Source organism: Pseudomonas sp. GM49 (assembly GCF_000282355.1).
In the GTDB taxonomy this organism is placed as follows: Bacteria; Pseudomonadota; Gammaproteobacteria; order Pseudomonadales; family Pseudomonadaceae; genus Aquipseudomonas.
This window is the reverse complement of record NZ_AKJL01000133.1, coordinates 1-12,057: the sequence shown is the minus strand read 5'-3', so window position 1 is coordinate 12,057 and position 12,057 is coordinate 1. Positions and strand designations below refer to the sequence as shown.

The following is a 12,057-nucleotide window of genomic DNA, read 5'->3' as shown; positions in this document are numbered from 1 at the left end:
TGGTCGGCTGGCAGGCCGCCATCGCGAGCAGGCTCGCTCCTACAGAAGAGCAGAGCAAAGGCAGAGCGGCGTACACCCACGCTCTTCACCACTCATCAGGCCGAGCGTTAGCTCGCCTGCAGCTCTTGATCTTGATCCACCCGCCCCCTCGGCAGGCTGAGTGGAGGTGTTCATCCGGGGGGAGGCGCGCAGCGCCGTTCGGCGCAGCCGAACACATCGAGAGGAGGTCGAGCGAAGCCGACCGGAGGCGATGCCCCCGGATGAATGCCGGAGCGAAGGAACCCCGAGCCTAAGCGAGGGGCCGTACGTCAGGGGCGAGACCTTTTGGTTCCTTTTGGGGCGTTTGCCAAAAGGGACTCGCCGTAAGGGCGAAACCATAAGCCGCCGTTACCGCAGAAACGGATATGCACTCAGCTCTTCACCACCACCCACGTAAAACACAACGGCAACTGCGCCACCTGCTGCTGATAGCGGTCATAGAGTTCTTCGCGATTGGAATGCGGGTATTCCTTGAAGTGACGGATCTGCAGCCCTGCCGCAATGGCGGCGCTGAAAAGCTCGCCCAAGGTGTGGACGAACCAGTAGGAGGCCGCCGACGGCTGTTCGACTTTGCCTTCGTAGACAATCGGTTCATGCTGCACGAACGGTTCGCGACGGAAGTATGAACTGGCCGGACGAAAAGGATCGGCTGCCTCGGGGTCGAACATTTCCAGGAACGGGTGGGTTTCGTACACCACCAGCGCCCCACCCGGCTTCAGCGTGCGCGCCACATGGCGGAAGAATTCGCCGATGTCCGGCATCCAGTTCAAGACGCCGATGGTAATCAGCGCCAGGTCAAAGCGATCCTCCAATTGAGCCGGCAAGTGGTGAATGTCCGCTTCGATGAATTGCGGTGCATGGGGTGAGCGGGACGCCAGTTCCCGTGCCTGTTCGAGAAACGCGCCGGACTGGTCGACGCCCACCACGCTTCGCGCGCCCAGGGCAAACAGCGACAGACTTTCACGGCCGTTGTTGCAGCCCAGTTGCACCACCTCCTTGCCGTCGACACCTGTCTGGGTCAGCAAAGCGGTCAGGGTGTCATCCAGGCAGGAAAAATCCGCGTGCGCCACGTCTTTCAACAAGGCTTGCCATTCGCAGGAGTCTTTGTGGTGACGGGCGGAGTCATTCCAGGCATCGCGGTTACTGGCGATGGCTTGTACGTTTGTCGGCAGTTCCATTGCTCGCTCCAGGGTTCGGGTCGTCGATTTGACCGGCCGGAGTCTAGATCAACCTCATCCTGGCAGCTGTTGTGAACTTGTAATCCGCACAGTGCCGACGGCTGCCCACGGCGGCAGCTATAGTTAATGACCTTGGGGGATATGTGGTTAAACCGATTTAGCAGGTGTTGCCATGAACAAAACCAACCTGACGTTTTTACTCGCCTTCTGCCTGAGCGCGACCGCTGTCGCCCACGCCGACGACTTTCCAAACACCACTGACTACAGCAGTGAATTCAACTATTACGGCGCCGACCAACCCTTCGCCCACCCCGTACCACCGTCCATCAGCATTGTGCCGCCGGGTTCGTACATCCCGACCGCGCCCGGGGAATTCATTCCGGTTTCAAGCGAGCACGTGTTCTACGACTCGCGCCTGCCGACCGTGGCCGACGCCACTGTTCGGGTGTTTATCCGCTCCTACGATCCGGAGCGTGGCGTGTACGTGAACCAGGAAGTCGAGAACCCCGGCTGCATGCTGTCCTGCCTGAGGCAAGGCCCGGTGTTGCAGTGAACGCCCCCTACCACTGGCGTTTGTCCGGGCGGGCGAGGCCGAGCTTTTCGATCCGGTAGCGCAACATGTCACGGCTAAGACCCAGCAGGCGTGCCGATTTGGTGACGTTCCAGTCGGTCTTGTCGAGCATCTTGCGCACCATGTCGCGCTCCACTTCCGGCAGGTTCATGGATTCGCTGCCGTTGTAGGGCGGACGTGGTTCGCTGAGTTGTTGCGGTTCGTGATGAAACTTCGGTGGCTCATCCACCAGGCTCAGGCAGACGTTCAACTGATGGGCGGCGATGGTATCGCTTTGCGCCAGCAATACGGTTTGCTCCAGCATGTTGCGCAATTCGCGCACGTTGCCCGGCCAGCTGTAGCTGAGCAGCAACTCTTCGGCCTGGTCGCTGAAATGCAGGTTCGGCTTGCCGTAGCGTTTGCCATGCAGCCCCAGGAAGTGCCGGGCCAGCAGCAGGATATCGGCTCCCCGGGCATACAGGCGCGGTACCTTGATGGAAATGATGCGCAGGCGGAAAAACAGGTCGCGGCGGAATTTGCCTTGCTGGACCATTTGTTCGAGATTGCAGTTGGTGGCGCTGATCACCCGCAGATCGACCTTGCGCTCCTTCACCGACCCGACCCGGCGAATGGTCCGGTCTTCCAGCAGCTTCAGCAGCTTGGCTTGCAACAGCAGGTCCATTTCACCGATTTCATCGAGGAACAGTGTGCCACCATCGGCCGCTTCCACCAGCCCCATGCGACGATCCTTGGCGTCGGTGAAGGCACCCTTCTCGTGGCCGAACAGCTCCGACTCCACCAGATTGGACGGGATCGAAGCGCAGTTGAATTCAATGAACGGGCCTTTGGCTCGCGGGCCGTCGAAATGCAAGGCCCGGGCCACCAGTTCCTTGCCGGTGCCCGTCTCGCCTTCGATCAGGACCGGCGGCAGATCGCTGTTGGCCATCCGCCGTTCGGCGTCGAGCAACTGGGTGATGGTGCCCTTGAGGTAAGCCATCGGTGCCGACTCGCCAATCAGTGCCTGCAACCCCGACTTCTGGGCCTCGCGCTCCTGGTAAAACGACAGCGTGCGCTCCATGCGGTCAGTGGCCAGGGCCTTGTCCAGCAGCTGCTTGAGCTCCGGCAGGGCCACCGGTTTGGTGACGTAGTGAAAGGCGCCCTCTTTCATCGCCGCCACGGCGTCTTCGACGTTGCCGTAGCCGGTCATCATGATCACTTTCAGATCCGGTGCGCTGATGCGCAGCTTCTGGATCAGGTCGTGACCACTCATGCCCGGCAACGAGTTGTCGGTCAGTACCACGTCAGGAGCGAAAGTACCCAATTGCTCCAGTGCATCTTCGGCCGAGTGGCAAACGGTCACCTCGAAGCCCTTGCGCTCCAGGTAAGTCTGAATATTCTCGGCGAGGATTTCATCATCCTCGACCAGCAGAATGCTGTGCTCCATATGCCCCTCCCGTTGCCACTTTGAATTTGAGACAAACGCGGGTTCCTTCCTGCTCCCTGCTGGTCAGTTCGACCGAGCCGTCAAACCGTTCCATTATTCTTTTGACCAGGGCCAGGCCCACGCCCAACCCGCCTTGCTTGGTGGTGAAAAACGGTTTGAAGACCATTTGCTGTTGTTGTTTGGACATTCCCTTGCCGGTGTCGGTCAGGGTCATGCTCAAGTCGCCGGGCACCGAGGAATCGATCTCGATCGTCAGCACGCCCCCCTTGGGCATGGCTTCCAGTGCATTGGCAAACAAGCTATTGAGTATCTGCGTGAGCAGCACCTGTTGGCTGACGACCGGTGGCACGCTGACAGGAGAGAAACGCACTTCGACGTTCGAACGTTTGATCAGGGACTCAAAGGCACTCAAGGTGTCTTCGAGGGCCAGCACCAGATCGACCGTTTCACAGTCGTCATTCATCGGCCGCAACGACACCAGCAATTCACGGACCCAACGCGACATGCGGTCGACCTGATTGATGATGTCGCCAATGTTTTTCTGTGCGGTCTGGCTGGCGATGTCCTGGGCCAGTTCGGCGCTGGAACGGATGTTCGCCAGTGGATTGCGCAGGCTGTGGGCGACCGCCGAGGACATTTCTCCCAAGGCGACAAAGGTTTCATTGGCGATCAGCTGTTTCTGCTGGCTCTGCAGCTGTATCGCCGCACGCCGCACGATCCAGAACAGCCCCAGATAAATGGCGGCCCCGCCGATCAGCGTGGCCAGCCAGATCGCCTTGAAGCCACGCTGGATGCGCCCCACCAGATCCAGCGGCTCTTTATAGATTTCCACCATGGCAATCACTTTGCTTGTGTCGGCGTTGAACATCGGAATGTAGTTCTCGACGAACAAATACTCCGGTTCGCGCAGCAAGCGCTGCTCGGGACGCTGCTCATCGATTTCGTGGTAACGGGTGGACACCGACGATTTCATTTCGAAGGATTCGTCCAGTTCTTTGTCGTCTTCGATGCGCACGCCGATCAACTCAGGGTTGGTCGACCAGACCACGGTGCGGTCCAGGGCGTACACCGTCGCCAGCAGGATGTCCGGCAGATGCTCCACATGGTCGAGAAACTCAACACGCGCGGCGGCCCGGGCTTCGGGCCTGACGTCGGAATAGGCATGGTCCAGGCGCGGGTCGAGCATTTCGCCCATGGTTTTGCCCGGCGAAATCCCGGCATGACGGATTTCAGCCTCGCCAATGGCTTGAATGAACTGCGCGGTCAGCAACGAGTCGCGCTCGATACTTTCGTCGACCACAAAGCGCGTGGAGATGTAGCCCAGCCCCAGCGCCACCGCAGCGATGATCAGAAAGCTCGCCAGGGAGAACCAGCGCAGCAGGTTGAACTGCGGCCGCCACCCCTTGCGTTGTGCTGCCGGAGCCTGCGGCGCAGCTACTTTTTGTTGTTCGAGTATCTGCATGGCGGTGTCCTGGATGCTTGAAATCGAGCCTGTTCAGCCGCTATCTGGATCAGTGTAGGTGGCATTGATTGCCATTGACTGGCCAACGTAATTTTTTTGACACTATTGCACCTTGGGGATGTCGGGTTGCGCGACCGAATGATGATGTTCAGGCTCCTCGTTACCACTGGCCAATGGCGCCGCTGGCGGATGCTGACGGTCGGTTTCTTCCTGCAGGAAATCGATGATGGACTGGGCGGAACGCTCATCCATCCGCAAGTTGGGCATCGCGATCTTGTTGTAGCGCTCGAACAGCTCCATCGCTATCGGGTCCTTTTCCGCGAGCATGCGGTCAGGTTCGCGGATCCAGCGATTGAGCCAGGCCGGATCACGCTGACGGGTCACGCCGATCAGGTCCGGGCCAATGCTGTGCAGGCCGATGCCCTGCCCGTCCAGCGGACCGAGGCTGTGGCAAGACGCGCAGCGGGTGCGGAACAGCTCTTCGCCAGTGCTCGGCGGACGGATTTGCGGAGCGTTGGCGTAGCTTTCTTCGACGCTGGGCTGCTTCCAGTTCTGCAAGGAATTGGCCAGTTGGTCGGCCAGAATCCACGGATTTTCGAACGGTGAGGATTTCATCCAGCGGCCCGTTGCCTGGTTGCCGATGATCAGGCTCAGGTTGTGGTCCTTGTTGCGCCCGTTATCGATGCCTTCGATGAACAACCCCAGTTTCTTGCGCAACTCGGTGACGTCGGCGAACTCCCCGGTGAGAAATTTCCACCCTGGCCCGACCTGGAAGCGTTGCGCATAGGCCTTGAGCACTTCTGGGGTATCGCTCAAGGGGTCGATGCTGATGGAGTAGAAGAAGATGTCCTTGCCGACCCGATCCCCCAGCAGTTTCTGCACCTGGCGCAGGCGCGCGGTTTCCAGGGGGCAGGAGTCGCTGCACGAGGTGAAGATGAAGTTGATCACCACCACCTTGCCTTTGATCATGTCATCGAAAAAACGCAGTTGCTGACCGTCCTGATCGGTCAGCAGCGTGTTGGGGAAATAGTTACCACCCCACGGGGTGGCGGCTTCAACGACAGCGGACTCGGGAGTGGATGCCGGGGCAGGTGCGGGCGTCGACAGTGGCTGGCTGGCGACCAGCAACTGGCTGGCCAGCAAACCGGTCACCGACATCAGCACCAGGTGCATGCCCAAGGCGCGTGAGCGTGGTGAATGCATCTTCATGTTCATGTCGACACCCTCCCTGTTCATTGCTTGACGGTCACTTCAGGGCCGAAGCCGTCGCCAGTGAGGAAGGTTGGCAGTGCTGCGCAATTCACGTAGTGCGCACCAACCGGTCTGCACATTGATTGGGTCATTGAAACTGGCCTGCACGGCAGACGGCAGAGCGTTTTCCATCCGCGTGGTGTTGCGTGAGCCTTTGACCCCGTCAGGCACATCGAAAGAATCTTCGTTGCACTGCGCTTTTTTTCCATCACCAGCCGCCTTGATGTCGTGAAGGGGGGTGATGGTGGTTCTGCAAGGATCTCGCCAATTATGTAATTTCTTTACATAAAAGCATTAACACTCGATAAAACAATGACTTATAAGCATCAATGTGCCACGAGTGGAGAAATGACTGGGGATTGAAACCCGCTAACGGGGGATAGTTCCTCCCCATTTTCAAGGGGCCAATTTAAACGACAGACGGACAGTGGTGCCTTCGCCTTCACGGCTATCCAGGGTCACCGCACCGCCAAAACGCTCCATGATCCGCTTGACCAGCACCAGCCCGACGCCCAGCCCGCCCTGCTTGGTGGTAAAGAACGGTCGGAAGGCCATGGTGCGCTGTTCTTCATTCATGCCTTTGCCGGTATCGCTCACCCTCACGCTGACGCACAGGGCATCGCGCGGCTCGATCTGGATGCTCAGCGTACCGCCGCTGTCCATGGCTTCCACCGCGTTGGACAGCAGGCTGTTGAGGATCTGGGTCAGTTGCACCTGCTGACTCAGGACCATGGGCGTCTGGTCCGGCTCGAACACCACGTTGACCTTGGCCTTGCTGATCTGATGCTCGTAAGCCATCAGGCTGTCATGCAGGGCCGCCACCAGGTTCACCGGTTCAGCCTCGTCAGTGAGCGGTCGCAGGGACTGGAGCAACTCCCTCACCCATGTCGACATGCGATCGACCTGACCAATGATGTCGTTGATGTTCCCGTGTGCCGGACCGCTGTCGAACTCCATCGCCAGCTCGGCGCTTGAACGGATGTTCGCCAACGGATTGCGCAGACTGTGGGCGACCGCCGAGGACACCTCCCCCAGAGCCACAAAGGTTTCGTTGGTGATCAATTGCTTCTGCTGCGTCGCCAGCAGGATCGCCGCCCGCCGCACGATCCAGTACAGCCCCAGGTAAATCAGACCGCCGCCCAGGGCAGTCGCCAGCCAGATCAGCACCAGACCGCGCTCCATGCGGTTGATCAGGTCCTGCGGTTCCTTGTAAATCTCGACCATCGCCGTGACGGTGCTGCCATCGGCGTCGAACAGGGGAATGTAGTTTTCGATGAAGATGTATTTGGGTGGCTCCAGGAACTTCTGTTCCATGCGGGACTTGTCCACATCGTGGTAGCTGGTCGACACGGGAAGCTTCGAGCTGAACGCCTGGTCGAGGTCTTCATCGCCATGGATCGTGGAGCCCATCAAGGCCGGGTTGGTCGACCAGATCACCATGCGGTCGGGGGCATAGATGTTGACCAGGATCACGTCCGGCAAGTTTTCGATATGGTCGAGGAAATCATCACGGGCATTGGAGCGGGACAGCGGGTCGACGTCAGGAAAGTCCTTGTCATTTCGTGGGTCGAGCAACTCGCCCATGTTCCGGATGTTGGGAATCGACACGTTGCGCACCTCGACCGAGGCAATCGCCTGAATGAATTGCGAGGTCAACAGCGCATCGCGCTGCACGCTTTCGGTAAGCACGAACCTTGTAGACACCGCCCCCAGCGCCACCGCCACCGTGCCGATCACCACCATGCTGATCAGTGAAAACCAGCGCAGCAGATCGAACGGCTCCTTGCGCGTGTTCAAGCGAACTTCGCTTTCGGGCGCAAGTACTTTGGCGATTGTGTTCATGGACACGGTTCCCGGAAACCCCCTATAGGTTTATAGCCCACTCATGGGCGTTTGCCCGGGGTACTGCGATCCCCTCCCGTCCCGTGGCCCCCATCCACCCCCAAAGTTGGGGACAACTGCCCATTCCCCGCCTTCCCGGTCTGTCGCCAGCGATTACGCCAACGCCTTCACTCCGGGTGTCTCACGGGCGTTTTCGCTGATTGGTATGGAAGTTGCCAAACACCCTGCCAACTAACCCACCCCCAAGGGGCAGGTACTTCGATAGAGGGAATACTCATGCACCCTTTACTGTGCAAAACCGCAACCGCCCTGATCGTGACCGCTCTGGCCCAAGGCATTGCCCAGGCAGCGCTGTTTGCCGTAGACCCCGGACCCTACCTGCCAGCCAATGGCAATTTCGCCGCCTGGTATCAAGATACCCACGGCCGAACCCTTGACCTGTGTTTATCCAAGGCTGTCAGTTCCAGGGTTGCCAGCGCACCGGGCGCCCCGACTTACATGTGCTCGTTGATCCCGACCCCCGGTATTTTCGACGACACTCAACCGTTGGTCTTCCCGACCAACTTCCCCGACGAAGCGTTCTGGGCCACGGGCGAAACCACCATCGTCGATGCCGCCCGGGGCATCGACCTGACCTATGTCTCGGCGCTCGAGGCAGCCTTCAGTGGCGGTGATCCAGTGGAGGGCGACCAGATCAGTTTCGCCCGTATTCGTATTCGCATCGACGTGCCCGCTGCCGGCACTTACGTCATCACCCACCCCTACGGCGTCGAAGTGTTCACCGTCGACACCCCCGGCCGGCGGGCGATCAACATGACCCGGGACATTGGCATCGGCGCGCCAAAAACCTATGACGGCGCGCTCAAGGGCGACGTCGGGCCATTCCTGCGCAGCGTCAATGGCCCCTACACCGAAACCAACCCGATCACGGGCCAGGCCGAACAATTCGTCGGCGATCCGAACCTCACCGAAGCCGTCACCGGCAGCCCGTTCAACACCAACTACGTGCGCATCGAAGGCCCCAATGGCCTGGACCTGCGCACCAACCTCTTCGCCGTATCCGGCAAGTTGTCGACGGTGGTCCGGCCGACCCCGGTGATCGCCGAGCGCAGCACCTACTCGCGACAGGCCGGTACCAGCGCCCCGGTGGCCCAGCAGGACGTGTTCGTGCTGGCCCCGCCACCACCGGCCACCGTGACTCTGAACAGCAACAACCCGGTCCTGAACTTCACCGAAGCCAACACCACCGGCCACTGGTATGCGCAGTCGCCGAACAATCCGACGCTGCCGAGCACCTTGCAAGTGACCGCCGACAACCACCTGGCCATCGCCAGCAGCACGCCGACCACCTTGCCCATGCCGCTGACCGACCTGGTGACGATCTCACGCGCCGAGTACAGCCTGAGCACCGGGCAAATCACCATCGTGGCTTCAACCAGCGATGAAACGTCGCCACCGGTGCTCACCGCCACCTCCGGCACCGGTACCGCCATCGGCGCCCTGAGTGGCGACGGTGCAGTGAAAAGCCTGGCCACCGGCATCACGCCGATTCCGCCAGCCCAGGTTCGCGTGACGTCATCCAATGGCGGCAGCGATACCGAAGAAGTGGTCATCGTGCAATGAACGCTCACATGCCCAGATCCTCATCAGGAGGCATCATGAACAAATGGCCACGCCTGGCGGTCAACGCCCTGGGACTGACTCTATCGCTGTCCGGCAGTGCCTTCGCGCAACTCGCCGCCGTCGATCCCGGCCCTTACACCTTTGCCACCGGGAAATTTCCGATCTGGTATCAGGACAACAATCAACTGTCGATGGAGCTGTGCCAGTCACGCGCCGCCAGCTCGCGGGTCCCCGCCAGTGTGCCACCGGCCTACATGTGCACCCTGTTGCCGACGCCGGGTATTTTCGACGACACCCAGCCGATGGTGTTCCCGGATAACTGGCCAGACGAAGCCTTCTGGTTTCTCGCCGAGACCAACATTCCCAACAACACCGCCGGCTACGGCATGGATGCCTATGTCGCCGGGATAGAAGCGGCATTCGCTGGCGGAAATCCACTCGATGGCGATCAAATCAGCTTCGCGCGGATCCGTATGCGGGTGAACATTCCCGTCGCCGGGACCTACACCATTACCCACCCCTACGGCGTGGAAACGGTCAACGTCACCACCCCCGGCCGTCGTGCGATCAACCTCACCAGGGACATCGGCATAGGTGCACCGGGTAATTTCAGTGGCGCACTCAACGGTGCGGTCGGTCCGTTCCTGCGCAGCGTCAACGGCCCCTACACCGAGGTGAACCCGGACACCGGCGCCGTCGAAACCTTTGTCGGCGACCCGAACCTCACCGAAGCCGTGACCGGCAGCCCCAACAACACCAACTTCGTGCGCATCCAGGGTCCGGCCGGCACTATCCAGACCAATCTCTTCACCCTGTCCGGCAAGGTGCTCGACAATCGCGCGCAAACCGCGGTGGACATGAGCCGTGCCACCTACCGCCGCACAACAGGCACGGGCGGCACCAACACCCGGGTCGAAGTGTTTGCCAAGGCCGCCAACGGCTCGACCCTGTGCTTTCGCGAAAGCATCGCCCTGGTACCCGGCCCGCCTGTGTCGCCTTGCCAGACCAACATGCTGAGCGATAACAACGGCGTGTTCTTCGCCCAGCATCTGCTGAGCAACGGCACCGTGCCTGCGGTCGTGGTGGTCACCGCCACCAACCCGGCCGGGACCACCCGCCCGACCTCGGTGTCGAGCAAGCTCTCGGACGTGGTGAAAATCCAGACCGCTCGTTACAGCTGGAGCAATCACAGCCTGCTGATCGAGGCCACCTCGACAGACGAAGTGGTGGTTCCGGACATGGTCGCCCAGGGTTACGGAAGGCTGTCGAAAGCCGGCACCCTGCAAAGCCTGACAGTGGCTGACCTGACCCAGCCTCCTGCAACCGTTACGGTCAAATCCGCCGCCGGCGGCAGTGACACCGAGCCAGTCGTCGTAGTCGGCACTGCACCGGACACCGGCGCGAACCAGGCACCGATCGCCGTCGCCGATACCGGCAGCACCAGCTTCGGCGTGCCGATCACCCTCAACCTGCTGGCCAACGACCGTGACCCGGACGGCAACACGCCGCTGAGCATCACCGCGTTGACCCAACCCGCCGCGGGCCAGGGCACCGTGGCATTGAGCGGCACTACAGCGGTGGTCTACACCCCTCCCGCTGTCGTCAACGCGCCGCTGACCACGACCTTCACCTACAAGGCCCAGGACATCAAAGGCCTGGCCTCGACGACAGCGGCAACCGTGACCATTACCGTGGCGCCTAACCGGCCTCCGGTGGCAGTCGCCGATGCCGTCACGACACTGGGTGTGGCGATTCCAATCAACGTGCTGGCCAACGACACCGATCCGGAAGGCAACCTGCCCCTGGCGGTCGCCAGCTTCACTCAACCACCGGCAGGTCGCGGCACCGTCAGCAGTAACGGCACGGTGCTCACCTACACCCCGCCGACCACCGTCACCACGGCCTTCACCACGACCTTCACCTACATCGCCCGGGACAGCTTCGGCGCCCTGTCGACGTCGCCGGCCACGGTCACGGTGCAGGTTTCGCCACGGCCTGTTGCGGAAACCTTCGCGGTGACCACCGCAACGGTGAGCGCCCGCTCCAATAACCGCTTCACCTGGAACTTTGCCGGCACCTCATCGGTGACCACCGGCAACACCATCACCGTCAAGGTCACCACGCCGACCGGGCTGGTCACCCTGGGCACCACCTCCGTCCCGGCGAATGGACGCTGGAAGTTGACGGTGAACAACACCACCACGGTGGTTCCGTCGGCGAACCCGACCGCCACGATCACCTCGTCCCAAGGCTCCGTGCGGACGGTGCCGGTGATCGCCAACTGAGCCCGCGCCCCATCAGCCACGTTGGTTGATGGGGCCGGTTTCAACCCTATGGAAAACTGCGGCCTCAGGTGGGGGGCCGCGGTTTTTGCCGGGTGCATTGATGGAAGCAATCCAGCGGTGGTCTGGCTGCCATCACTGGAGCGGTGCCCGACCAAGCTCAATCCAATGGGCTGGGACAACTGCAAGTGAATGGTTGGCTCGTAAGCCGCCATCGTCGGAACGACGCCCGGAGCAAGTTTGCTCCCACAGGTGCTCAGTACATCTGAAAGATTTCGATTGGCTGGCAGGCCGCCTTCGCGGGCAAGCCCACTCCCACAGGGATCGGGGGAAGTCCTCAAGACACTGGTCGGCTGGCAGGCCGCCATCGCGAGCAGGCTCGCTCC

General features: G+C 61.0%; 8 protein-coding genes. 3 read left to right on the top strand and 5 right to left on the bottom strand.

Features of this window, described 5'->3' with window-relative positions; all coding sequences use genetic code 11:
- Positions 1 to 410 precede the first annotated feature (410 nt).
- On the bottom strand, positions 411 to 1,217 hold the full coding sequence (locus PMI29_RS16450; RefSeq protein ID WP_007997471.1) for a class I SAM-dependent methyltransferase: 807 nt from the start codon (positions 1,215 to 1,217) through the stop codon (positions 411 to 413).
- A 172-nt stretch (positions 1,218 to 1,389) separates the two neighbouring features.
- Between PMI29_RS16450 and PMI29_RS16455 the strand changes: the two genes are divergently transcribed.
- On the top strand, positions 1,390 to 1,770 hold the full coding sequence (locus PMI29_RS16455) for a hypothetical protein (RefSeq protein ID WP_007997469.1): 381 nt from the start codon (positions 1,390 to 1,392) through the stop codon (positions 1,768 to 1,770).
- Positions 1,771 to 1,777: 7 nt separating this feature from the next.
- Here the strand turns inward: PMI29_RS16455 and PMI29_RS16460 are convergent, their stop codons facing one another.
- The 4 genes from PMI29_RS16460 to PMI29_RS16475 all read right to left on the bottom strand — a co-directional run bounded on the left by PMI29_RS16460 (position 1,778) and on the right by PMI29_RS16475 (position 7,766).
- A complete protein-coding gene (locus PMI29_RS16460; protein WP_007997467.1) occupies positions 1,778 to 3,211 on the bottom strand; it encodes a sigma-54-dependent transcriptional regulator in 1,434 nt (477 codons plus the stop codon).
- Entirely contained in the window at positions 3,180 to 4,673 is a 1,494-nt protein-coding gene (locus tag PMI29_RS16465; RefSeq protein ID WP_007997465.1) for a sensor histidine kinase, read from the bottom strand. Before PMI29_RS16465 ends, PMI29_RS16460 begins: the two co-directional genes overlap by 32 nt.
- Positions 4,674 to 4,775: 102 nt before the next feature.
- Positions 4,776 to 5,888 carry an SCO family protein gene (locus PMI29_RS16470; protein ID WP_007997463.1) on the bottom strand — a complete coding sequence of 371 codons (1,113 nt, stop codon included), beginning with the start codon at positions 5,886 to 5,888 and terminating at the stop codon, positions 4,776 to 4,778.
- Between the two features lie 432 nt (positions 5,889 to 6,320).
- Positions 6,321 to 7,766, bottom strand: a complete 1,446-nt coding sequence (locus PMI29_RS16475; RefSeq protein WP_007997461.1) for a sensor histidine kinase — start codon at positions 7,764 to 7,766, stop codon at positions 6,321 to 6,323.
- Between the two features lie 276 nt (positions 7,767 to 8,042).
- On the opposite strand from PMI29_RS16475, the gene PMI29_RS16480 reads away from it, so the two are divergent.
- Positions 8,043 to 9,389 carry a hypothetical protein gene (locus tag PMI29_RS16480; RefSeq protein ID WP_007997458.1) on the top strand — a complete coding sequence of 449 codons (1,347 nt, stop codon included), beginning with the start codon at positions 8,043 to 8,045 and terminating at the stop codon, positions 9,387 to 9,389.
- 35 nt (positions 9,390 to 9,424) lie between these two features.
- Positions 9,425 to 11,674 (top strand): Ig-like domain-containing protein, encoded by a 2,250-nt coding sequence (locus PMI29_RS16485; protein WP_007997456.1) that lies wholly within the window; start codon positions 9,425 to 9,427, stop codon positions 11,672 to 11,674.
- Positions 11,675 to 12,057: the final 383 nt, after the last annotated feature.